General features: G+C 70.0%; 20 protein-coding genes. 6 read left to right on the top strand and 14 right to left on the bottom strand.

What is annotated here, in order from left to right; genetic code table 11:
* The first annotated feature begins 209 nt into the window (after window positions 1-209).
* A complete protein-coding gene (locus BLQ49_RS09230) occupies window positions 210-1,334 on the top strand; it encodes a mechanosensitive ion channel domain-containing protein (RefSeq protein WP_091715263.1) in 1,125 nt (374 codons plus the stop codon).
* Between the two features lie 101 nt (window positions 1,335-1,435).
* Here BLQ49_RS09230 and rlmN read toward each other — a convergent pair whose 3' ends face one another.
* A complete protein-coding gene (rlmN, locus tag BLQ49_RS09225; protein WP_091715687.1) occupies window positions 1,436-2,710 on the bottom strand; it encodes a dual-specificity RNA methyltransferase RlmN in 1,275 nt (424 codons plus the stop codon).
* 99 nt (window positions 2,711-2,809) lie between these two features.
* Here rlmN and BLQ49_RS09220 point away from each other — a divergent pair, with 99 nt between their 5' ends.
* The gene (locus BLQ49_RS09220; RefSeq protein WP_091715261.1) at window positions 2,810-3,466 is read left to right on the top strand and encodes a class I SAM-dependent methyltransferase; all 657 of its coding nucleotides are present in this window, start codon (window positions 2,810-2,812) and stop codon (window positions 3,464-3,466) included.
* 69 nt (window positions 3,467-3,535) lie between these two features.
* Here the strand turns inward: BLQ49_RS09220 and grxD are convergent, their stop codons facing one another.
* The 6 genes from grxD to recQ form a co-directional block, all read right to left on the bottom strand.
* A complete protein-coding gene (grxD, locus tag BLQ49_RS09215) occupies window positions 3,536-3,874 on the bottom strand; it encodes a Grx4 family monothiol glutaredoxin (protein ID WP_091715259.1) in 339 nt (112 codons plus the stop codon).
* 27 nt (window positions 3,875-3,901) lie between these two features.
* Window positions 3,902-4,408 (bottom strand): DUF29 domain-containing protein, encoded by a 507-nt coding sequence (locus tag BLQ49_RS09210; RefSeq protein WP_091715258.1) that lies wholly within the window; start codon window positions 4,406-4,408, stop codon window positions 3,902-3,904.
* A gap of 23 nt (window positions 4,409-4,431) precedes the next feature.
* Window positions 4,432-4,668, bottom strand: coding sequence for a BolA/IbaG family iron-sulfur metabolism protein (locus BLQ49_RS09205; protein ID WP_091715256.1), 237 nt, complete (start codon window positions 4,666-4,668; stop codon window positions 4,432-4,434).
* Between the two features lie 25 nt (window positions 4,669-4,693).
* Complete coding sequence (purL, locus tag BLQ49_RS09200; protein WP_091715254.1) at window positions 4,694-6,919, bottom strand: phosphoribosylformylglycinamidine synthase subunit PurL; 2,226 nt, start codon at window positions 6,917-6,919, stop codon at window positions 4,694-4,696.
* A gap of 186 nt (window positions 6,920-7,105) precedes the next feature.
* On the bottom strand, window positions 7,106-8,269 hold the full coding sequence (locus BLQ49_RS09195) for a hydrolase (RefSeq protein WP_091715253.1): 1,164 nt from the start codon (window positions 8,267-8,269) through the stop codon (window positions 7,106-7,108).
* A 162-nt stretch (window positions 8,270-8,431) separates the two neighbouring features.
* Window positions 8,432-10,270 carry a DNA helicase RecQ gene (recQ, locus tag BLQ49_RS09190; protein WP_091715251.1) on the bottom strand — a complete coding sequence of 613 codons (1,839 nt, stop codon included), beginning with the start codon at window positions 10,268-10,270 and terminating at the stop codon, window positions 8,432-8,434.
* Window positions 10,271-10,364: 94 nt separating this feature from the next.
* Between recQ and BLQ49_RS09185 the strand changes: the two genes are divergently transcribed.
* Complete coding sequence (locus BLQ49_RS09185) at window positions 10,365-10,604, top strand: type II toxin-antitoxin system VapB family antitoxin (RefSeq protein ID WP_091715249.1); 240 nt, start codon at window positions 10,365-10,367, stop codon at window positions 10,602-10,604.
* Entirely contained in the window at window positions 10,604-11,005 is a 402-nt protein-coding gene (locus BLQ49_RS09180; RefSeq protein ID WP_091715247.1) for a type II toxin-antitoxin system VapC family toxin, read from the top strand. The genes BLQ49_RS09185 and BLQ49_RS09180 overlap by 1 nt, the downstream gene beginning before the upstream one ends.
* Before the next feature lie 3 nt (window positions 11,006-11,008).
* Here the strand turns inward: BLQ49_RS09180 and denD are convergent, their stop codons facing one another.
* From denD to BLQ49_RS09155, 5 genes are all read right to left on the bottom strand, one after another.
* The gene (denD, locus tag BLQ49_RS09175) at window positions 11,009-11,986 is read right to left on the bottom strand and encodes a D-erythronate dehydrogenase (RefSeq protein WP_091715685.1); all 978 of its coding nucleotides are present in this window, start codon (window positions 11,984-11,986) and stop codon (window positions 11,009-11,011) included.
* 167 nt (window positions 11,987-12,153) lie between these two features.
* Window positions 12,154-13,428: a 3-oxo-tetronate kinase gene (gene otnK, locus BLQ49_RS09170; protein WP_091715245.1), complete on the bottom strand. Its 1,275-nt coding sequence runs from the start codon at window positions 13,426-13,428 to the stop codon at window positions 12,154-12,156.
* The gene (gene otnI / locus BLQ49_RS09165; protein WP_091715244.1) at window positions 13,425-14,207 is read right to left on the bottom strand and encodes a 2-oxo-tetronate isomerase; all 783 of its coding nucleotides are present in this window, start codon (window positions 14,205-14,207) and stop codon (window positions 13,425-13,427) included. Before otnI ends, otnK begins: the two co-directional genes overlap by 4 nt.
* Before the next feature lie 29 nt (window positions 14,208-14,236).
* The gene (gene ltnD / locus BLQ49_RS09160) at window positions 14,237-15,151 is read right to left on the bottom strand and encodes an L-threonate dehydrogenase (RefSeq protein ID WP_280140956.1); all 915 of its coding nucleotides are present in this window, start codon (window positions 15,149-15,151) and stop codon (window positions 14,237-14,239) included.
* 178 nt (window positions 15,152-15,329) lie between these two features.
* Complete coding sequence (locus tag BLQ49_RS09155) at window positions 15,330-16,652, bottom strand: MFS transporter (protein ID WP_091715242.1); 1,323 nt, start codon at window positions 16,650-16,652, stop codon at window positions 15,330-15,332.
* 461 nt (window positions 16,653-17,113) lie between these two features.
* On the opposite strand from BLQ49_RS09155, the gene BLQ49_RS09150 reads away from it, so the two are divergent.
* Both BLQ49_RS09150 and otnC read left to right on the top strand, forming a co-directional pair.
* Window positions 17,114-18,121, top strand: a complete 1,008-nt coding sequence (locus BLQ49_RS09150) for a LacI family DNA-binding transcriptional regulator (RefSeq protein WP_091715241.1) — start codon at window positions 17,114-17,116, stop codon at window positions 18,119-18,121.
* A complete protein-coding gene (gene otnC / locus BLQ49_RS09145) occupies window positions 18,118-18,789 on the top strand; it encodes a 3-oxo-tetronate 4-phosphate decarboxylase (protein WP_091715239.1) in 672 nt (223 codons plus the stop codon). The genes BLQ49_RS09150 and otnC overlap by 4 nt, the downstream gene beginning before the upstream one ends.
* Before the next feature lie 48 nt (window positions 18,790-18,837).
* On the opposite strand, the gene glyS is transcribed toward otnC, so the two are convergent.
* Complete coding sequence (gene glyS / locus BLQ49_RS09140) at window positions 18,838-20,937, bottom strand: glycine--tRNA ligase subunit beta (protein WP_091715238.1); 2,100 nt, start codon at window positions 20,935-20,937, stop codon at window positions 18,838-18,840.
* 51 nt (window positions 20,938-20,988) lie between these two features.
* Window positions 20,989-21,432, bottom strand: a complete 444-nt coding sequence (locus tag BLQ49_RS09135) for a DUF3828 domain-containing protein (protein WP_091715237.1) — start codon at window positions 21,430-21,432, stop codon at window positions 20,989-20,991.
* Between the last annotated feature and the right edge of the window lie 87 nt (window positions 21,433-21,519).

Here is a 21,519-nt window from a genome sequence, read left to right as displayed (position 1 = left end):
CGCTCGACGTCGCTCTCCCGTCATCACGCGCGAAGCGAAGCGAAGACGGTGGTGCTGAAGCCATCGTCCAGACCCAGCCAGGGGCGCGAAGGCGCAACCCGCTGGGCTGGGTCGCTGCGTTGCGGCAAGCACATGGTGCGGTGCGGAACCCTGGCGAGCGTCCACCCATTCCCAAAGGTCCCGTTCGGAACCCGTGGAGGCGATGCCCGATGCCGGACCTTGACGCGCTCACCCGTCCCACCGCCCGCGTGCTGGCCTACCTGCCCTGGTGGGCCGAGAGCCTTCTCCTCATCGCCGCCTGCTGCGCCGTGGTGATGCCCCTGCACGGGGTCGTCTACCGGGCGATGAAGCGCGCCGTTGCGGGCAAGAGTTTGTTCTGGCGCTCCCTCGTCTCGCGCACCCATGGGCCAAGCCGCCTCGGCCTGATCGTGGTGGCGATCAGCCTCGCCTCGACCATCGTGCACCTGTCCTGGGATGTGCGGATCGCCCTCAACCAGATCCTGCTGGTTGCCTTCGTGACGCTGACCGGCTGGTGCTGCGCCACCGCGCTCCACATCGCCACGGTGATCTACCTGCGCCGGTTCAAGCTCGACGCCGAGGACAACCTGCTGGCGCGCAAGCACTTTACCCAGATGCGGATTCTGGAGCGGGCCGGCGTCACCCTGGTGGCGCTCATCACCCTCTCGGTGGCGCTGATGACCTTCGAGCCGGTGCGCCAGTACGGCGTCAGCCTGCTGGCCTCGGCGGGCGCGGCGGGTCTGGTCCTCGGCCTGGCCATGCAGCCGGTCCTGTCGAACCTCGTGGCCGGGATCCAGATCGCGATCACGCAGCCGATCCGGATCGAGGACGCGGTGATCGTCGAGAACGAGTGGGGCTGGGTGGAGGAGATCACCGCGACCTACGTGGTGGTCCGGCTCTGGGACTGGCGCCGGCTGGTGCTGCCCCTGACCTACTTCATCCAGAAGCCGTTCCAGAACTGGACCCGGGACGGCGCCTCGCTGATCGGCAGCGTGTTCCTCTACGTCGATCACCGCGCCCCGGTGGCGGCGATGCGCGAGAAGCTGACCGAGATCGCCAGAGCCACACCCCTGTGGGACGGCAAGGTGGTGAACCTCCAGGTCTCGGACGCGAAGGAATCGACCATCGAGATCCGGATGCTGGTGAGCGCCCGCAATGCGCCCCAGGCCTGGGACCTGCGTTGCGTGGTCCGCGAGGCGATGATCACGTGGCTCCAGGCCGAGCACCCGGAGGCCCTGCCGCGGCACCGGACGGAATGGGTCGGCACCCAGGAGCCGGCTCTGCAGCGGGCGGAGGCGCGGCGGTTCGCGGCGTGAGCCGCACCGTCATCGCGCGCGTAGCGAAGCGATCCAGGGCTGGGCGCCATCGGTGCGCGTGACGCTGCGGGATTGCTTCGCTGCGCTCGCGAGGACGGGCGTCAATCGTCGGCGCCGGCGTAGAAGCTCTCCACGCCGATGCCCTCCTCCTGCATCAGCCGGGCGCGGGCGCGCAGCTTCTCGGTCTCGCTCTTGAGCTGGCCGCAGGCCGCCAAGATGTCCCGGCCGCGGGGCGTGCGCACCGGCGAGGCGTAACCGGCGTTGAACACGATCTCGGAGAAGCGCTCGATCCGGTCCCAGTCGGAGCACTCGTAGCGGCTGCCCGGCCAGGGGTTGAACGGGATCAGGTTGATCTTGGCCGGGATGCCCTTGAGCAGGCGGACCAGCTCCCGCGCATCCGCGTCCGAATCGTTGACGCCCTTGAGCATCACGTACTCGAAGGTGATCCGGCGGGCGTTGCTCAGGCCGGGATAGGCGCGGCAGGCGGCGAGCAGCTCGGCGATCGGGTACTTGCGGTTGAGCGGCACCAGCTCGTTGCGCAGGTCGTCGCGCACGGCGTGCAGCGAGATCGCCAGCATGGCGTTGGCCTGCTCGCCGAGCCGCGGGATCTGCGGCACGACCCCCGAGGTCGAGACCGTGATCCGCCGCCGGGACAGGCCGAGCCCCTCCTGGTCCGACATCACCCCCACCGCGTCGACCACGGCGTCGAGATTGTAGAGGGGCTCGCCCATGCCCATGAACACGATGTTGGTCACGAGCCGGCCGACCTCGCCGGAGCCGCCCGCGTCGCGGCTCGGCATCTGGCCGGGCCAGTCGCCGAGCTCGTCCCGGGCGGTGACGAGCTGCTGAACGATCTCGGCGGCCGACAGGTTGCGCACGAGGCGCTGCGTGCCGGTGTGGCAGAACGAGCAGGTGAGCGTGCAGCCGACCTGGGAGGACACGCAGAGCGTACCCCGGTCCGGGCCCGGGATATAGACGCACTCGATCTCGGCGCCGCGGTTGTGCTCCTGCCGGTTGGTCGGCGCCATGCGCAGCAGCCACTTGCGGGTGCCGTCGCGGGAGACCTGCCGGCTCGCGACCTCGGGCCGCTCCAGGGTGAAGTGCTCGGCGAGCTGCGCCTTCAGCGCCTTGCCGACATTGGTCATCTCGGCGAAGTCGGAGGCCCCGCGGAAATTGACCCAGTGCCAGATCTGGCCCGCGCGCATCCGGCTCTCGCGCTCGGGCACGCCCATGGCGACGAGCTGCGCCTTGAGGGCGTCGCGGGTCAGGCCGACCAGCGAGGGCCGGCGGCCGGGCAGCGCCTCGGGGAGGAAATCAGGCGCCTTCTCGATCGCGGCATCGGCCGCGCGGGCGCTGTCGAGCGACGGCGTCGCCATGGCGTTCAAACGATCCATACGATTGGAAAGGGTCTGATATAGGCGATCCCGCCGGCGAATGCGAATGCGCGCCGGCGACAGCTGACCCCACGGAGAGCCATGGCGACCGACACGCAGGCCGGGCAGGCGATCTACAACCCGCGCACCCTGCGGATCTACGATCTCGTCGTGCTGCGGCTCTCGAACCCGCTGATCTGGCGCTGCCCCACGGCTAGGATCCTGGATCTCTACGACCGGCACGCCGGCGTGGCGCATTGCGATGTCGGCGTCGGGACCGGGTGGTATCTCGACCGGTGCCGGTTCCCGACACCAGCGCCGCGGATCGGCCTGATCGACCTCAACGCCGATAGCCTCGCCTACGCGGCCCAGCGGATCGCGCGCTACCGGCCCGAGACCTACCGCATCGACGTGCTCGGCGGCCCGGCCACCGGCATCGCCCCGTTCGACTCGATTGGGATGACCTACCTGCTGCACTGCCTGCCGGGTGACATCGCCGCGAAGGCGAGGGCCTTCGATACGGTGCGCCCGTGCCTGGCCGCCGACGGCGTGGTGTTCGGCGCCACGATCCTGTCGGGCGGCGTCCCGACCACGGGTGCGGCGCGGGCGCTGATGCGGGTCTACAACCGCAAGGGGGTGTTCTCGAACGCCGCCGACACCCTGCCGGACCTGCGCGCGGCGCTGGACCAGCGCTTCCGGTCGGTGGAGATCACGGTCGTCGGCTGCGTCGCGCTGTTCGTGGCGCGGGAGCCGCGCTGATCCCTGCGCCGCGCCCACGAAAAAGGGCGCCCGCAGGCGCCCTCATCCATCGTGCCAAATCCCAAAAAATCAGGCGGCGGCGGTCTTCACCGGGATGCCCTTCTCGGACAGGAAGGTCTGCAGCTCGCCGGACTGGAACATCTCGCGGGTGATGTCGCAGCCGCCGACGAACTCGCCCTTCACGTAGATCTGCGGGATGGTCGGCCAGTTCGAGAAGGCCTTGATGCCCTCGCGGATCTCCTGATCGGCCAGCACGTTCACGCCCTTGAACGGCACGCCGAGGTAATTGAGGATCTGCACCACCTGCCCCGAGAAGCCGCATTGCGGCATCTGCGGCGTGCCCTTCATGAACACCACCACGTCCTGGGAGGCGATCTCGTTCTGGATGGTTGTGTTTGCGTCGGTCATCGAGTGATCCTTATTTCTGGTGCTGATTTAGTGATGGTCGGCCGTGGATTTCAACGCCGCGGCAAGGCGTTCCAGCGCCACGTCCATGTCGAAGTCCGACGCCAGCAGCTCTTCCGGTTCGAAGGGCAACGTCTCCGGCAGCCCGCCCACGAGCTTATCGCCATGGACCTTCAACTGCACGTCGGCATTCGCCCGCGCATCCCGCCAGAGCGCCTGCCAATCGATCCGCTGCCGCATCGCCCGCTTGTAGTTCCGACGCGCTGCACTCTGGAATGCCACGACCTCGGCGCGCCACGAGCGGGTCGATTGCGCTGCCGGAGCAGACACGTATTTGAGCACGTGCACGAGGGTCTGCAGCAGAAGACTCTCGACGCCGTGGATCTCTGACCGGCCCAAGGTCTCGATCTCCTCGATCACGTTCTCCCAATCGACGACGTTCGAGAGATCGCTACGGGCAGCAAGCGCGCGCAGGGCCGCCGCCTGCTCCTCGGCCCAGGTCACGATGTCGTCGTCGTAGAGACTCGGTCGGTCCATCGGGAGCGCTCCCGCGAGAAGGCTCAATCCTGCGGGACACCCGTGGTCAGCGCAAGGGCGTGGAGCACGCCGCCCATCCGGCCCTGGAGGGCGCCGTAGACCATCTGGTGCTGCACCACCCGGGTCTTGCCCTTGAAGGCCGCCGACAGGACGGTGGCGGCGTAATGGTCGCCGTCCCCCGCGAGGTCGCGGATCTCCACCTGCGCGTCCGGCAGGGCCTCGCGGATCATGCGCTCGATCTCGCCCGCATCCATCGGCATCGGGAAACTCCTGGGCTTCTTGGGTTCAGGACGCGGGCGCGGCCGGCTGGCTCGCCATGTAGGCGGGCAGCCAGCCCTCGTGCGCCGCATTCAGGTCGGCGAGCGATATGGTCTCGCCGCCCGGCAGGGTCAAACGGTCGGAGCCCGCGACGCCGATCGACGCCGCCGCCACGCCCTGGGCCGCTGCGGCCGAGAGGAGATCGGTGGCCGCCTCCGGGCGGACCGCCAGCAGGTAGCGGCCCTGATCCTCGCCGAACAGGTAGGCGTGGGGCGGCAGGTCCACCGGCACGTCGGAGAGCGCCGCGCCGATCCGGCCCGCCATGGCCATCTCGGCGAGCGCCACGGCGAGGCCGCCATCCGCGAGGTCGTGGACCGTGTCGACGGTGCCCGCCTGGATCAGGCCGCGGACGAAATCGCCGTTGCGGCGCTCCAGGGCGAGGTCCACCGGGGGCGGTGCCCCGTCCTCACGGCCCTCGATCACCGACAGGTAGCTCGACTGGCCGAGCCAGCCCTCGCTCGCCCCGATCAGCACCAGAACGTCGCCCTCCCGCTTCAGGGCGATCGTGGCGTGGCGCGCCACGTCGTCCAGCACGCCGACGCCGCCGATGGTCGGAGTCGGCAGGATGCCAACGCCGTTGGTCTCGTTGTAGAGCGAGACGTTGCCGGACACGACCGGGAAGTCCAGCGCCCGGCAGGCCTCGCCGATGCCCTGGAGGCAGCCGACGAGCTGGCCCATCACCTCGGGCTTCTCGGGATTGCCGAAGTTGAGGTTGTCGGTGATGGCGAGCGGCTTGGCTCCCACCGCGGTGATGTTGCGCCACGCCTCGGCGACCGCCTGCCGGCCGCCCTCGACCGGGTCGGCCTCGCAGTAGCGCGGGGTCACGTCGCAGGTCAGCGCGAGGCCTTTCGGCCCGTCCTCGACCCGGACGATCGCGGCGTCGCCGCCGGGCTTCTGCACGGTGTTGCCTAAGATGAAGTGGTCGTACTGCTCGTAGACCCAGCGCTTGGACGACAGGTCGGGGGAGCTGACGAGGCGCTTCAGCGCGTCGGTGAGGGAGGCTGGGGCCGGGACATCGGCGGCCGCGATCACCGGCTGGTGGGTGTTGGCCAGATGCGGCCGGTCATAGAGCGGGGCCTCGTCGCCGAGTTCCTTGATCGGCAGGTCGGCCACGGTCTCGCCGTGCCACTTGATGACGAAGCGCAGCGTGTCGGTGGTCCGGCCGATCACCGCGAAGTCGAGGCCCCATTTCACGAAGATCGCCTGGGCCTGCGCCTCCATGCCGGGCTTGAGCACCATGAGCATGCGCTCCTGGCTCTCGGAGAGCATCATCTCGTAGGGGGTCATGCCCTCTTCGCGGGCCGGCACCTTGTCGATGTCGAGCTCGACGCCGAGGTCGCCCTTGGCGCCCATCTCGACCGCCGAGCAGGTGAGGCCCGCCGCGCCCATGTCCTGGATGGCGATGACCGCGCCCGAGGCCATCAGCTCCAGGCAGGCTTCGAGCAGAAGCTTCTCGGCGAAGGGGTCGCCGACCTGCACGGTCGGGCGCTTCGACTCGGATTCCTCGTCGAACTCGGCCGACGCCATGGTGGCGCCGTGGATGCCGTCGCGGCCGGTCTTGGAGCCGAGATAGACGATCGGATTCCCGACGCCGGCGGCGGCCGCGTAGAAGATGCCGTCGGTGCGGGCCAGCCCCACCGCCATGGCGTTGACCAGGATGTTGCCGTCGTAGCGCTTGTGGAAGCCGGTCAGGCCGCCAACGGTCGGCACGCCGAAGGAATTACCGTAGCCGCCGACGCCCGCCACGACGCCCGAGACGAGGGCGCGCGTGCGCGGATGGTCCGGGGAGCCGAAGCGCAGGGCGTTGAGCGCCGCGATCGGCCGCGCGCCCATGGTGAAGACGTCGCGCAGGATGCCGCCGACCCCCGTCGCCGCACCCTGATAGGGCTCGATGTAGCTCGGGTGGTTGTGGCTCTCCATCTTGAAGACGCAGGCATGGCCGTCGCCGATGTCGATGACGCCGGCATTCTCGCCCGGCCCCTGGATCACCCACGGCGCCGAGGTCGGCAGCCCGCGCAGATGCTTGCGGGAGGATTTGTAGGAACAATGCTCGTTCCACATCGCCGAGACGATGCCGAGTTCGGTCAGCGTCGGGTCGCGCCCGATCAGGCCGCGGAAGCGCGCGTACTCGTCCGGCGTCAGGCCGTGCTGGGCCACGAGTTCGGGGGTGATCGGAACGTCGTTGCGGAACATGCGGCGGTCTCGGCAAAGAGCGGCCCGTCCCGAAAGACGATTGCCGCGGCGAGCCCGGACCGGGCCGGGATCGAGGTTGCCCCGGCTCTAGAGCGGAAGCGCCCACCCTGGCAACATCCGCAGGTATTCCGGCGCGCGGGCTCCCCAGCCGCTGTGCGGCCCGGTACAGCGCCCCGGTCCCCCGGGTCAGAGGCTAGACTGGTCAGCCGGCGGCCGGGCGCGATCACTCTCCCGGCACCGGGACGCAAGGGTGTGGACCGGGTCAGGGCCCGTCATCAGGTCGAGATAGTCGAAGCCGTCCACGCTCTGGCTCGCCATGAGCAGCTGGAAATGCATCTGAAACAGGTTCCACTGCCGACGGCGCACGTCGGCGCCCGTGATCAGATCATTGATCATCACCCCGAGCACGGCCGGGCGTTCGGGATCCGGCGGGGTCAGGGCGCAGGCGTCCAGCGGGTTCTTCCCGTGGATCGACAGCCAGTCCCACGGGGCGCGCACATCGATCCAACCGATCTGCCGCGCCCGGCCGAAGCGCAGGAGCGCGTCGCGGAATTCCTGCGCGGCCGGGTCGAGGCCGAGCCAGGGGATGACGCTGCCAATGCTCACGAAGGTGACCGGCGTCCCGCGGGTGCCGAAGGCGGGATCGCGGGCGAGCACCCGATCCAGCACCTCGATCCCGAGGAAGCTCGACGAGGAATGCCCGACCACCACCACCTCGTCGGCCTCGCCCTCGGCGGCTTGGATGCGGGCCGCGAAGGCGTCGAGGCGCGGCGCGACCTCGGGCGCCCCGCCGGCCGCGTAGGCGTGGGTGAAGGCGGTGTCGTCCACGAGGTGGGGAACATAGAAGGGCTTGCCGCGGGTCGCCCGCACCAGCCCGATGAGGATCCCGTAGGCCAGGGGCGGCACCGCCAGCAGGGGCCAGGGCTGCAGCGCGGCCGGTACCAGGCCGGCGAGCCCCCCCGCGACGGCGAGGCTGAGGAGGACCAGCGCGAGATAGATCGCGTGGACGCCGAAGATCACCGTGGAGAAGCGCCAGCCCTCTCGGCGCAGGTCGGCCGCGTAGCCCGACCGCCACAGCCGCCAGAGCAGGGTCGGGACGCCCCGGAGGCGCGCCCAGTCCGGCTGCGGGAAGCGCGCGCGGACGATGTCCTCCCAGCGCAGGAGGATGGTGCGCGTGGTGACGCCGCGCGACCGCGCGGTCCAGGCGAGTTCGAGCCCGTCCGCCGAGCGGACCGGATCGCCGACCGCGATCTCGGCGCCGCGCCGGGACGCGGTGAGGCGGGCCTCGCGACGGAACAGGCCCCAGTAGACCTCGGGATCCCGCGGGTCGAAGCCCGGCAGATAGAACACGATGCGGGCGGTCAGGGGCCGCGGCCGGGAGGCGCCGGTTCGGGGTGCGGTCTCGTCCGGACGGTCCTGGGCCAGGGTCTCGGCGGTGGGTGCAGAAACGGAAATGATGGGTCCGATCGATTCGGTTGAGGGCCCTCTGCCTACACGAACCGGCTCGCCGGTTCACAGGGCCGGAGGATGCGCCAGGAACTCGGCGATCGCCGCCACGAACCGCTCGCCATAGGCCTCGCGCTTGCGCTCGCCGACCCCGTGGACCGTGCGCAGGGCCCAGAGATCGACGGGCTTCTGGCGGGCCATCTCGATCAGCGTGCGGTCGGGAAACACCATGAAGGCCGCGATCCCCTCGGCCCGGGCCAGGGTGGCCCGCAGGCCGCGCAGGTGCTGGAACAGGGCCTCGTCGGTCTCGGACAGGGTGATCTCCCCGTCCTCCCGCGGCGCGGCGCGGCGGCGCTCGCGGGGCTCCGCCTTCTCCGGATCGGGCCGGAGCTGGACCGGCTCCCGCCCGTACAGGATCGCCTCCCCCTTCGCGGTCAGAGACAGGCCGCCGTAGCCATCGGCATTCTCGGCGATCGCCCTACCCGCGAAGAGCTGGCGCAGGATCGCCCGCCACGCCGCCACCGGTTTGTCGGCGCCGACCCCGAAGGTCTTGAGGCTGGTATGCCCGTTGCGGCGGATCTGCTCGCTCTCCTTGCCGTGGACCACGTCGCAGATATAGGCCGCGCCGAAGCGCTGGCCGGTGCGCACGATCGCCGAGAGGATCTTCTGGGCCGAGACCGTCCCGTCCACCAGGGTGACGCCGCCGCGGCACAGGTCGCAGCGGCCGCAGGGCTCGCTGATCTCGCCGAAATAGGCGAGCAGCGACTGGCGCCGGCAGGTGGCGCCCTCGCACAGGGTGATCATCGCCTCGAGCTTGCGGCGCTCGACCCGGCGGCGCTCGTCGGAGATCTCCTTCTCGTCGATCTGGCGGCGGCGCAAAGCCATGTCGTCGAGCCCGTAGAGGGTCAGCGTGTCGGCCGGCAGCCCGTCGCGGCCGGCGCGGCCGATCTCCTGGTAGTAGCCCTCGACGTTGTTGGGCATGTCGGCATGGCAGACGAAGCGCACGTCCGGCTTGTTGATGCCCATGCCGAAGGCGATGGTGGCGGTCATCACCACCCCGTCCTCCTGTAGGAACCGGTCCTGGTTCGCCATCCGCGTCGCCTGGTCGAGGCCGGCATGGTAGGGCAGGGCGTCGAACCCATCCTTCTTGAGCGTCTCGGCCAGCTGCTCGGTGCGCTTGCGCGACGAGCAGTAGATGATCCCGCTCTCCGCCCTTCGGTGCTTGAGGAACCGCTCGATCTGCCGGGCCGGGTTGTCCTTGGGCTGGAAGGTCAGCCGGATGTTCGGCCGGTCGAAGGAGTGAACGAAGATCTTCGGCGGGCGGCCCTGCGGGAACAGCCGCTCGGCGATCTCGGCCCGGGTCGCCGCGTCGGCGGTGGCGGTGAGCGCCAGGGTCTGGATGTTGCCCAGCGTCGTCCGGGCCCGGGCGATCTCCCGGTATTCGGGCCGGAAATCGTGGCCCCATTGCGAGACGCAATGCGCCTCGTCCACCGCCAGCCGCCGGACGCCGGCGCCGCGCAGGGCCTCGATGCAGCCCTCCATCAGCAGGCGCTCAGGCGACACGAACAGCAGCCGCAACTCGCCCGAGCGCAGCATCCGCCACGTCTCGCGCGAGTCGGATTCCGTCACACTGGAGTTGAGGGTCGCGGCCTCGACACCGACGCTCTTCATTTGCTGCACCTGATCGTGCATCAGCGCGATCAGCGGCGAGACCACCACGGTCAGCCCCGGATCAACCAGAGCCGGAAGCTGGTAGGTCATCGACTTGCCCGAGCCCGTGGGCATGACGGCAAACACGTCGGCGCCGTCCAGCACCGCGCCGATCACCTCGTCCTGCCCGGGCCGGAAATCCTCGTAGCCGAAGGTCTTTTTCAGTGCGGCGCGGGCCTCGTCGAGGCGGGTCATCGGAATCCTTTGGGACGGTCAAGCCGTCGTGCGGCGGCCAGCTTGCGGCAGCGATGTGTAGACACTAGCCTCCCGTGTCTACACGGAGGCTGCAATGCCGCTCAACATCCGCAGCGAAGAGGTGAATCAGCTGGCCGAGAAGCTGGCATCGCGGGCCGGCGTGAGCAAGACCGAGGCGGTGCGACTCGCGCTCACGAACGAGTTGGGTCGGCGCGAGGAGTCGCTGGCTGATTTCCTGGCGAAGATCAAACCGCTCCAGGATGCACTGGCTGCCTACCCGGCGACGGGGCTCAAGGCCGATAAGGCCTTCTACGACAGTCTCTACGAAGACTGATGTTTATCGATGCCTCGGCAATCGTCGCAATCCTGTGCCGCGAGGCGGATTACGAACGGGTGGCGGATTGTCTCCGCCAAGCCCCACGGCGTCTGACGAGCGCCCTTGCCCTGTTCGAGGCCATCCTGGCGTTGGCCCGCATTGAGTCGGTGTCACCCGAAACCGCCGAGGGCATCGTGAACGGCTTCTGTGGGACGGTCGATATCGCGCTGGTTTCCCTTGGCGTCGCAGAAATCCGCATCGCCGTTGCTGCGCACACCCGCTACGGCAAGGGCCGCCACCCGGCGCGCCTGAACCTCGGCGACTGCTTCGCCTATGCCTGCGCGCAGGTGCACGGCGTGCCGCTGCTCTATGTCGGCGACGACTTCCCGCAGACCGACATCCGCTCCGCCCTCGTCTGAGCTTCAGCCGCCGTGGAACTCCGCCACGTGCTGGGCCACGATCGCGTCGAAGGATGCATCGGCCCGGAAGCCCAGGGCCAGCGCCGCCTCCGGCTCGAACGCCTCCGGCCAGGAGCCGACGATCCGCGCGATCGTGGCGTCGGGCGCGCGCTGGATCAGCGCCACGGCCTTGTCGCCCGCCGCCCGGCGCAGGGCCTCGATCTCCTCCGCCACCGTCGCCGAGACGCCCGGCATGGTCAGGCTGACCCGCGGGCCGATCGCCGCGAGGTCGAGCCCGGCCGCATGAATCAGGAAGCCCACCGCCGCGGCGGGGCTGGCGAACCAGTGCCGTACCGTATCGGGCACCGGCAGGATCGCCTCCTGGCCGGCGAGCGGCTCGCGGATGATGCCTGAGAAGAAGCCCGAAGCCGCCTTATTGGGCTTGCCCGGCCGCACGCAGATGGTCGGCAGCCGCAGGCCGATCCCGTCGAGGAAGCCGCGGCGCGCGTAGTCGGCGAGCATCAACTCGCCCATGGCCTTCTGCACGCCGTACGAGGAGGCGGGGCGCAGGATGTGGTCGTCCGGGATCACCTTGGGGAAGGGCGGCCCGAACACCGCGAGCGAGGAGGTGAAGACCAGCTTCGGCCGGTAACCGTCCGCAGCATTGGCCATGCGGATCGCGTCGAGGAGCAGGCGCGTACCGTCGAGATTGACCCGGTAGCCGAGTTCGAGATTGGCCTCGGCCTCGCCCGAGACCACGGCGGCAAGGTGGAAGATCACCCCCGGCCGCTCGGCGATGGCGGCCTCGGCGGCGCCGGGCGCCGTGAGGTCGGCGGCCTCGGCCCGGACCGGGCCGGAGAAGCCCTCCGGTGCCGCGGGCGGCACCACATCAAGCAGGGTGAGGGCGGTGAGCGGCTCCCCGCCGACCTGGTTCTCCGTCACCAGGGCGTCCACGAGGCGGCGGCCGATCATGCCGGCGGCGCCGAGAATCAGGGCGTGCATGAAATCCTCCCGAAAAACGTCATGGGATTCCAAAGGACGTGTCCTTTGGCGGGTGCAGGGCAGAGCCCTGCTGTACGGATCCTGGGCTCCTCGCGGGCCCAGGATCCGTAGGCCGGGGTTTCACCCCGACACCCCACCAAAGGGACGGGGTCCCTTTGGAAACCCGTTCATCGCATCATGTCGAGGGCGCGGCCGAAGAAGTCGGCGCCGCCGAAATTGCCGGATTTCAGGGCGAGCAGCATCGGCTCGGGCCGACCGGCGGTGCGCAGAACCGGAACGCCCGCGGCGATCTCGGGGCCGAGCAGGAAGGCGGTGAGGCCCAGCCGGTCGACCACCGCGCCCGAGGTCTCGCCGCCCGCCACCACGAGCCGGCGGACGCCACGGGCGACGAGGCCTTCGGCGATCGCGGCCAGCGCCGCCTCGATGGCGTGACCGGCCGCATCGACCCCGTGCTGCGCCTGAAGCGCGCGCACCGCCTCGGGGGACGCGGAGGTGGCGATCAGCACCGGGCCGGCGGCGAGGCGTTCCTCGGCAAAGGCCAGGGCCTCGGCGACCACGTTGGCGCCGGCCAGCAGCCGCGCCGGGTCGAGGCGCAGCACCGGCATGATCGCCTCCGCGGCCGCGACCTGCTGGAGCGTCGCCTGCGAGCAGCTGCCGGCGAGGCACGCAGAGGTTCCCCCCACCGGCTCGCCGACGGCAGCACCGGCGGCGTCCTTCGTACCGCGCCCGTCGGCCGCCAGCGCGCGGGCGAGGCCGAGTCCCAGACCGGACGCCCCGACCGAGAATTTTCGGCCGATGATCGCCCGGCCGAGCACTTCGAGGTCGCTGTCGAAGATCGCGTCCGCGATGGCCGCCCCCTTGCCCTCGGCGGCGAGCACATCGAGGCGGGCCGCCACAGCCTCGGCGCCCTTGGCGACCGTGGCGGTGTCGATCAGGCCGACGGGGCTCGCGCTCTGGCGGGCGAGCACGCGCACGAGGTTGGCGTCGCGCATCGGGTTGAGCGGGTGGTCCTTGAGCGGGCTCTCGTTCAGCGGCACGGACCCGACGAACAGGTTGCCCTGGTAGACGCTCCGCCCCGTCTCCGGGAAGGCGGGCGTCACCAGCGCGATCGCCTCGCCGGCCTCCGTCCGCAGCGCGTCCATCACCGGGCCGATATTGCCGGCATCCGTCGAGTCGAAGGTCGAGCAGACCTTGAACATCACGTGGGCGGCGCCCCGGGCCCGCAGCCAGGCTTCCGCCTCGCGGGAGCGCGCCACGGCCTGATCGGATGGGATCGAGCGGCTCTTGAGCGCCACCACCACCGCGTCGGCCTCCGGCAGGGCGCGGTCATCGGCCGGTATGCCGATGGTCTGGATCGTGCGCAGGCCCGCCTTGGTCAAGGTGTTGGCGAGGTCCGAGGCGCCCGTATAGTCGTCGGCGACGCATCCCAGGGCAAGGCTCATCGGGCGTTCCCTCTGTAGGCGGCGAGCCAGTTGAGGCCCGCAACGGTGTCGGCGGCCGGGATGTACTCGCAGCCGACGAAGCCGCGGTATCCGAGCCGGTCCAGCTCATCGAACAGGAAAAAATCGGCCATCTCGCCTGTGCCGGGCTCGTGCCGCTCGGGCACGCTCGCGGTCTGGACGTGGCCGATGATCGGCATCAGCGCGCGCAGCCGCATGGTCACGTCGCCGTGCAGGATCTGGCAATGGTAGAGGTCGAACTGAAGCTTCAGGTTCGGCAGGGCCAGCTCACGGATCAGGTCCGCCGCCCGGCCGAAGTCGTTGAGGAAATAGCCCGGCATGTTCCGGCCGTTGATCGGCTCCAGGACGAGGTCGAGGCCGGCGGGGGCCAGCCGCTCCGCCGTCCAGGTGACCGCCCGGCGGTAGGAGTCGATGGCGCGCGGGTCGTCCCAGGGGGCAAGGCCCGCCATCAGGTGGAGGCGGCCGACGCCGGTCGCCTCGGCATAGCGGAGCGCGGTGTCGACCCCCGCCTTCAGCTCATCGAACCGCTCAGGAAACGCCGCCAAGCCCCGCTCGCCCTTGGCGAAATCGCCCGGCGGCAGGTTGAACAGCGCCTGGGTCAAACCGTTCGCCCGGAGCCGCTCGCCGATCGCTTCGGCCGGGTGCTCGTAGGGGAACAGGAACTCGACGGCGTCGAACCCGGCCCGAGACGCCGCCTCGAACCGGTCGAGGAATGGCACCTCGTTGAACATCAGACTGAGGTTGGCGGCAAAGCGCGGCATTGTTTTCGAACTCCCTGCGCTCGATCCGGCTACTTCTGGCCCGGGAGCGTCGCCCCCGAGACCTGCGCGTAGAGCCGCGCCACGGAGGCATCGTCGTCCCGGCCCATGCCGGCGCCCGACGCCATCAGGAACATCTGCAGCGCTGCCGCCGCCACCGGGACCGGGTACTTCTCGGCCCGGGCCATGTCCTGCACGATGCCGAGATCCTTCACGAAGATGTCGACGGCGCTCTTCGGGCTGTAATCGGCATCGAGGATGTGCGGCACCCGGTTCTCGAACATCCAGGAATTGCCGGCCGACTTGGTGATCACCTCATAGACGCGGGCGAGGTCGAGGCCCTGCTTGGCCGCGAAGGCCATCGCCTCGCAGGCGGCGGCGATGTGGACGCCCGCGAGCAGCTGGTTGATCATCTTGAAGGCCGCGCCCTGACCGGCCGCGTCGCCGAGCTCGTAGAGGGTGCCCGCCATGGCATCGAGGGCGGGCCGCGCCTTGGCGAAGGCCTCCGCCGAGCCCGAGGCCAGGAAGGTCAGGCCGCCATTGGCCGCGCGGGCGGCGCCGCCGCTCATCGGGGCGTCGAGGTAATGGTGGCCGGTGGCCTCGAGCCTCGCCGCGAGCGCCCGGGCGACGGCCGGATCCATGGTGGCGGAGGAGACGAACACCGCGCCCTCCGACATCGCGGCGGCGGCGCCGTTCTCACCGAACAGCACCGCCTCGGTCTGGGCGGCGTTGACGACGACGCTCACCACCACGTCGGCGTCCCGCGCCGCCTCGGCCGGGTTCGCGGCGGCGCGGCCGCCGGCCGCTTCAAAGCGGGCCACCGCCTCCGGGTTCACGTCGCAGGCGGCGACGGAAAAGCCTGCCCGCAGGAGCGAGCCGGCCATGCCGGAGCCCATCGAGCCCAGGCCGATCACCGCGGCGCGGCAGGTGGGGGTGTCGGTCATCATGGGTGCCCTCTTGGATTCCATAGCCGGTACGGCTGGCGCCCCGTCATCAAGCTCGACGCGCTCTCCTCCCCCTTGTGGGGAGGAGTTGGAGGTGGGGGTGGTGCAGGTGGCACCACCGAGCTGGGTTCTGCACTACCCCCACCCCTTTCCCCCCCCGCAGGGGGGGAGGGGAAAGGCCTCAGCGATTCACCATCCGCGCCGGCGTGACGAACACGCAGGCCGCGCCCACCACCAGCATCACGGCGAGCGCATAGAGGCCTGCGGCGGTGCTGCCGGTGGCATCGCGCAGGGCGCCGATCACGTAGGGGCTGACGAAACCCGCCAGATTCCCCACAGAGTTGATCAGCGCGATCCCGGCTGCCGCGCCCGCGCCGCTCAGGAACGCCGTCGGCAGCGACCAGAACAGGGGCGAGCAGGTCAGCACGCCGGCCGCCGCCACCGAGAGCGCCGCGATGGCGAGCGTCGTCGAGCCGGCATTGGCCGAGACCACGAAGCCGGCAGCACCGATCAAAGCCGGGATGATCAGGTGCCAGCGCCGCTCGCGCATCCGGTCGGCGGAGAGCCCCAGCAGGACCATCACCACCGCCGCGCAGAGGAACGGGATCGCGCTGATCAGGCCGATGTGGAAGTTGCCCTGCACGCCCGACGCCTTGACGATCGTCGGCATCCAGAAGGTCAGCCCGTACTGGCCGGTAACGAAGGCGAAGTAGATCAGGCTCATGAACCACACGCGCCCGTTGCGGAACACGGTGGCAATCGAGTGCGGGCTCGATTCCTTGCCCTGGTTGTCGGCCGCGATGTCGTGCGCCAGGAGCCGCTTCTCGGACTCGGTCAGCCACTTGGCCTCGGCGGGGCGGTTGTCGAGGTAGAGGAACACCGCGAGGCCGACCAGAACCGCCGGCACCGCCTCGATCAGGAACATCCACTGCCAGCCGGATAGGCCGTGGGCGCCGTTGAACGCGTCCATGATCCAGCCCGACAGCGGGTTGCCGAAGATGCCGGAGATCGGGATCGCCGCCATGAACACCGCGATCACCCTGGCGCGGCGGTGGGCCGGGAACCACGCGGTCGTGTAGAGGATCACGCCCGGATAGAAGCCGGCCTCGGCGAGGCCGAGCAGGAAGCGCATCCCGTAGAAACTCCATTCGGAGTTCACGAACAGGAACGCCCCGGAGATGAGCCCCCAGGTGATCATGATCCGGGCGATCCAGACCCGGGCACCGACCCGGTGGAGGATCACGTTCGAGGGCACCTCGAACAGGAAGTAGCCGAGGAAGAAGATGCCGGCGCCGAGCCCGTAGACCGTCTCGGAGAACTTCAGCTCCTGCGCCATCTGGAGCTTGGCGAAGCCGACATTCACCCGGTCGAGATACGCCACCACGTAGCAGAGCATCAGGAACGGCACGAGCCGCCAGAACACCTGCGCGTAGGTGCGGTCGGCGACGGACTTCTCGTCCGCGGGTGCGGTGGCGCCCCCGAGCGGGGCGGCTTGGACCGGCATGGGCGTTCTCCCGCGCCCGTATCGTTTCAGTACGGACGAATAGTGGTCTTCACCGCTCGTGGGGCGATGCTGGGCGGTGCCATATCGCCTTTTGGCAGCGCTGCCAATCCGATTGTGCGAAATAATGCAGGCCGCTATGTCAGGTGATGCAACGCGTGCCCTAGCCTGTGCGGCCTTGCGGATTTACACTTCTCTCAGAGGCTGACGACCCTCAGAAGAAAGCGCTTTTCCCTTCCCCTTGCGGGGAGGGGTCAGGGGTAGGGGTGGTTCAGGATGAGGCGCAGCGGTGCCTTCTGCACCACCCCCACCTCCAACTCCTCCCCACAAGGGGGAGGAGAGAGTGTCGGCGCAGTTGTGTGAACATCGTGGCCCGCCTGGGAGAGGAGACCTGCGCACGACCGGATCCATCCGGCTCATTGGCGCTGTCATCGCAAGAAAATCCGCGCCGGGAGAGCGGGGCCATGGACGACATCCCGCCGCCGGGGCGGCTCGTGACCCTCACCGACGTCGCCCGGGAAGCCGGTCTCGGCGAGAGCACGGTCTCGCGGGTGCTGCGCAATCATGGCTCCTATTCGAAGCGCGCCGGCGAACGGGTGGCGGAGGCGGTGGCCCGGCTCGGCTACGTGCCGAACCGACTCGCCGGCAGCCTCGCCGGGCAGGGAGCGAGCGCGCGGCTCGTGGGGGTCGTGATCCCGTCGCTGGCCAACGTGGTCTTCCCCGACCTGCTGCGCGGGCTGACCGCGGCGCTGGACGCCGAGGGCATCCCCTGCGTGATCGGCGTCAGCGATTACGATCCGGACCGGGAGGAGGCGCTGGTTGCCGCGCTCCTGTCCTGGCGGCCCGCGGCGCTGCTGCTCACCGGGCTGGAGCACACTCCCGGCACCGTCGCCCTGGCCAAGGCCGGGGGCGTCCGCGTGGTCGAGATGATCGACACGGACGGAGAAGGGATCGACGCCGTGGTCGGCTTCTCCAACCGGGCCGTGGGCGCGGCGAGCGCCCGGCACCTCGTCGCGCGCGGCTACCGGCGGATCGCCTATCTCGGGCACGATCTCACGGTCGACCTGCGGGCAGGCAAGCGGCTCGCCGGGTTCGAGCACGCGCTGGGGGAAGCGGGGCTGGCGCTCCAGGGTCGGGAAATCCGGCCCGGACCGTCATCACCGGCCTCGGGCCGAGCTGGACTCGAAGCGCTGCTGGCGCGCGTGCCCGATCTCGACGCAGTCTACTTCTCCAACGACGACATGGCGCTCGGCGGCTACTTCGCCTGTCTGGCGGCGGATTTGGCGGTGCCGGGGCGGCTCGCGCTGTTCGGCTTCAACGGGCTCGACTTCGCCGCCGCGATGCCCCAGCCCCTGTCGACGGTGCGCACGCCGCGCCTGGAGATCGGCCGTCAGGCCGCCGCCTGCCTGAACGATCCGGCGTCCAAGAGACTTGATCTCGGATTCGAGCTGATCGAGGGAGCGACCGCATGAGCGAGACGGCGTTGCGCGAACAGATCTGCCGCTACGGCCGCTCGCTGTTCGAGCGCGGGCTGACGCCGGGCTCCTCCGGCAACATCTCCCTGCGCCTGCCCGATGGCGGCTGGCTCGTGACGCCGACCAACGCGTCGCTCGGCTTCCTCGACCCGGCACGGATCGCGCGGCTGGACGAGACCGGTCGCCTCGTCTCGGGCGACAAGCCTACCAAGGAAATCCCGCTGCACAGCGCACTCTACGAGAGCCGCAGCGAGGCCAAGGCCATCGTCCACCTGCACTCGACCCATGCGGTCGCGGTCTCGATGCTGCCGGAGATCGACCCGCGTCAGGTGCTGCCGCCGCTGACGCCCTACTACCTGATGCGCACCGGCGGGACGGCGCTGGTGCCCTATTACCGCCCCGGCGACCCGGCGGTGGCGGATGCGATCCGGGGCTTGGCGGGGAAGTACAGCTCGGTGCTGCTCGCCAATCACGGCCCGGTGGTGGCCGGCGACAGCCTGGAGGGCGCGGTCTTCGCCACCGAGGAGTTGGAGGAGACCGCCAAGCTGTATTTGTTGTTGCGCAACCTCAACCCGCGGCAGCTGAGCCCCGGGCAGGTGGCCGATCTGGTGCGCCATTTCGGGCTGACCCTGCCGGAGATCGACGGGCATCACGATCACGGATGAGGCGCGGGTCTCCCTCCCCCCTCTGCGGGGGAGGGAGAGCGGCGCGTTTCACCCCTCGATCTTCGAGAACTCCGCCACCTCGCGGGTCGCGGCGCGGAGCGCGTTGAGCAGCAACAGGCGGTTCTCGCGGAGTTTTGGATCGGGGGCGTTGACGGTCACGTCCTGGAAGAACGCGTCCACCGGCGCGCGCAGCGTCGAGAGCGCCTGCATGGCGCCGGAAAAATCCTCGCGGGCGACGGCGGCCGAGGCGGTCTCCCGCGCCTTCGCCAGGGCCTCGGCCAGCGCCTGCTCGGCCGGCTCGCCCGCGGCTGCAAGGGTAGAATCGGGCGCGGCGTCGTAGGCGCGGTTATCCTTTTTCTCCTCGATCCGCAGGATGTTGGCCGCGCGCTTGTAGCCCGCGAGCAGGTTCTTGCCGTCCTCGGTGTCGAGGAACTGCCCGAGGGCTTCGACCCGGCGGACCACCATCAGCAGGTCGTCCTGGCCGGGCAGGGCGAAGACGGCGTCGATCAGGTCGTGGCGGGCGCCCTGGTCGCGGAGGTAGACTTTGAGGCGGTCGGCGAAGAAGCCGAGCAGGTCCTGCGGGTCGGCGCCGGCCCGCCCGGCGAGGCTGCGATCCGCCGCGCCGACCTGCTCCAGCAGGCGCAGGCGCAGGCCGCGGTCGAGGATCAGCCGGATCACGCCCAGCGCCGCCCGGCGCAGGGCGAACGGGTCCTTGCTCCCCGTCGGCTTCTCGTCGATCGCCCAGAACCCCGCCAGCGTGTCGAGCTTGTCGGCGAGCGCCACCGCGATCGAGACGGGATCGCTCGGCACCCGGTCGGAGGGGCCCACCGGCTTGTAGTGCTCCTCAATGGCCGCGCAGACGCTCTCGTGATGGCCCTGGAGCGTCGCGTATTTCCGACCCATCAACCCCTGAAGCTCGGGGAACTCGCCGACCATCTCGGTAACGAGGTCGGCCTTGGCGAGGCGCGCCGCGCGCTCCGCCAACTCTGGATCGGCCCCCACCAGCGGCGCGAGGTCCTTCGCCAGCGCGGCGATGCGGGCGATCCGCGCGCCCTGCGTGCCGAGCTTCTCGTGGAAGACGATCGTGTCGAGCTTCGGCAGCCGATCCTCCAGGCGGGTCGCCTTGTCGGTCTCCCAGAAGAACTTCGCGTCCGACAGGCGCGCCCGGACCACCCGCTCGTTGCCGGCGGTGATCGCCTGCCCGCCATCCGAGGCGACGAGGTTCGAGACCAGGATGAAGGCCGGAGCCAGATCCTCGGAACCGCTTTTCCGCAGCACGAAACACTTCTGGTTCGCCCGGATCGTCGCCCGGATCGCCTCGGCGGGGATGTCGAGGAAGCTCTCGTCGAACGAGCCCATCAGCACCACCGGCCATTCCACGAGACCGGACACCTCGTCCAGCAGCCCCTCGTCCTCCACGAGGTCGAGGCCGCGGGCGAAGGCGAGGTCGCGGGCGTCGTGCAGGATCACGTCCTTGCGCCGCTCCGGGTCGAGGACGACTTTTGCGCGCTCCAGGGCCTGGATGTAATCGTCGAACCGGCGCACCTCGATCGGCTCGGGCGCCAGGAAGCGGTGGCCGTAGGTCACGGTCCCGGCCGTGATCCCGCCGACCGTGAACGGCACCACCTCCGGCGTCTCGGTCTCCGGCCCGAAGGTCGCGACGATCGATTGCAGCGGGCGCACCCAGCGCAAAGAGCCCGGCTCGGCCGAGGCCGCGCCCCAGCGCATGGATTTCGGCCAGGGGAAGTTCTTGATGATCTCCGGCAGGAGCTCGGCCAGCACGTCCAGCGTCTCGCGGCCGGGGCGCTCGATCACCGCGAGGTAGAATTCGCCCTTCTTGGGATCAGTGACGGTCGTGGCCTGATCGAGGCTCGTCAGCCCCGCGCCCTTCAGGAACCCCTGGACGGCCGCCTCGGGGGCGCCGACCCGCGGGCCGCGGCGTTCCTCGCGCACGGCCTCGCCCCGGGCGGGCAGGCCGGCGATGTGCAGCGCCAGCCGGCGCGGCGTCGAGAACGCCTTGGCGCCCTCATACAGGAAGCCGCGCGCCACCAGGGCGTCGGTGACGAGCTTCTTGAGATCCTCCGCCGCGCGCCGCTGCATGCGGGCGGGGATCTCTTCCGAGCGGAGTTCGAGCAGGAGGTCGGGCATGGCGCGGCCATATCGCCGCGCCGCACCCCTGTCGAGGGCCGGGGATCCGCCTCAGTGCGCCTCGCCCTTCAGGATGGTCGAGAGCTGCCACTTGCGGTCGCCGATCGCGTGGGCGTCCGACACCTTCCAGCCGCCATCCTCGCGCACGAGGTCGTAGACGATCGCCTTCGAGCCGTCGCCGCCCTTGCGCTCCACCGTGACCTTCGCCTGATCCTTGCCCTCCGTGGCCTCCTTGAAGGTCAGGCTCTTCACGGTGTCGGGCTTCAGCGGCTCGCCGTTGAGGCGGTAGTCGAAATCGAGGTTGCCGGTGGCCCCGTTGGCCTGCTTGGCGTCGGCGTCGAACAGGCCCTGCAGGCGCTTCGAGTAGACGGCCGAGTGATTCGGGTGCGGCTCGGCGTAGAGCTTCTTCACGACCGCCTCCGGGCCGGGATCGGCCGCCAGCGCGGGGGCGAGGCCGAAGCCGAGAAGGCTGAGGGCGAGGAGCGTCTTCTTCATCACAGGATTCCCGCGTCTGCGGACGCGCCGGAGCGCGCCGGTTGGCGGGGGTTGCAACGCGCGAGGGCGCCAGGGGCTCCGCTCCGT

The organism is Methylobacterium phyllostachyos, assembly GCF_900103445.1.
Taxonomy (GTDB): domain Bacteria; phylum Pseudomonadota; class Alphaproteobacteria; order Rhizobiales; family Beijerinckiaceae; genus Methylobacterium; species Methylobacterium phyllostachyos.
The sequence above is the reverse complement of the archived record's forward strand: the minus strand, read 5'-3'. Positions and strand labels throughout refer to the sequence as shown.

Excerpts from the sequence above, each read along its gene's own strand:
- BLQ49_RS09180 (WP_091715247.1), top strand. The coding sequence starts at position 10,604 with ATGTTTATCGATGCCTCGGCAATCGTCGCAATCCTGTGCCGCGAGGCG.
- BLQ49_RS09185 (WP_091715249.1), top strand. The coding sequence starts at position 10,365 with ATGCCGCTCAACATCCGCAGCGAAGAGGTGAATCAGCTGGCCGAGAAG.
- recQ (WP_091715251.1), bottom strand. The coding sequence starts at position 10,270 with ATGACCCGCCTCGACGAGGCCCGCGCCGCACTGAAAAAGACCTTCGGC.
- grxD (WP_091715259.1), bottom strand. The coding sequence starts at position 3,874 with ATGACCGACGCAAACACAACCATCCAGAACGAGATCGCCTCCCAGGAC.
- denD (WP_091715685.1), bottom strand. The coding sequence starts at position 11,986 with ATGCACGCCCTGATTCTCGGCGCCGCCGGCATGATCGGCCGCCGCCTC.
- otnK (WP_091715245.1), bottom strand. The coding sequence starts at position 13,428 with ATGAGCCTTGCCCTGGGATGCGTCGCCGACGACTATACGGGCGCCTCG.
- otnI (WP_091715244.1), bottom strand. The coding sequence starts at position 14,207 with ATGCCGCGCTTTGCCGCCAACCTCAGTCTGATGTTCAACGAGGTGCCA.
- glyS (WP_091715238.1), bottom strand. The coding sequence starts at position 20,937 with ATGCCCGACCTCCTGCTCGAACTCCGCTCGGAAGAGATCCCCGCCCGC.
- BLQ49_RS09135 (WP_091715237.1), bottom strand. The coding sequence starts at position 21,432 with ATGAAGAAGACGCTCCTCGCCCTCAGCCTTCTCGGCTTCGGCCTCGCC.
- otnC (WP_091715239.1), top strand. The coding sequence starts at position 18,118 with ATGAGCGAGACGGCGTTGCGCGAACAGATCTGCCGCTACGGCCGCTCG.
- BLQ49_RS09155 (WP_091715242.1), bottom strand. The coding sequence starts at position 16,652 with ATGCCGGTCCAAGCCGCCCCGCTCGGGGGCGCCACCGCACCCGCGGAC.
- BLQ49_RS09220 (WP_091715261.1), top strand. The coding sequence starts at position 2,810 with ATGGCGACCGACACGCAGGCCGGGCAGGCGATCTACAACCCGCGCACC.
- ltnD (WP_280140956.1), bottom strand. The coding sequence starts at position 15,151 with ATGATGACCGACACCCCCACCTGCCGCGCCGCGGTGATCGGCCTGGGC.
- BLQ49_RS09150 (WP_091715241.1), top strand. The coding sequence starts at position 17,114 with ATGGACGACATCCCGCCGCCGGGGCGGCTCGTGACCCTCACCGACGTC.
- purL (WP_091715254.1), bottom strand. The coding sequence starts at position 6,919 with ATGTTCCGCAACGACGTTCCGATCACCCCCGAACTCGTGGCCCAGCAC.
- BLQ49_RS09205 (WP_091715256.1), bottom strand. The coding sequence starts at position 4,668 with ATGCCGATGGATGCGGGCGAGATCGAGCGCATGATCCGCGAGGCCCTG.
- BLQ49_RS09230 (WP_091715263.1), top strand. The coding sequence starts at position 210 with ATGCCGGACCTTGACGCGCTCACCCGTCCCACCGCCCGCGTGCTGGCC.
- BLQ49_RS09210 (WP_091715258.1), bottom strand. The coding sequence starts at position 4,408 with ATGGACCGACCGAGTCTCTACGACGACGACATCGTGACCTGGGCCGAG.
- rlmN (WP_091715687.1), bottom strand. The coding sequence starts at position 2,710 with ATGGCGACGCCGTCGCTCGACAGCGCCCGCGCGGCCGATGCCGCGATC.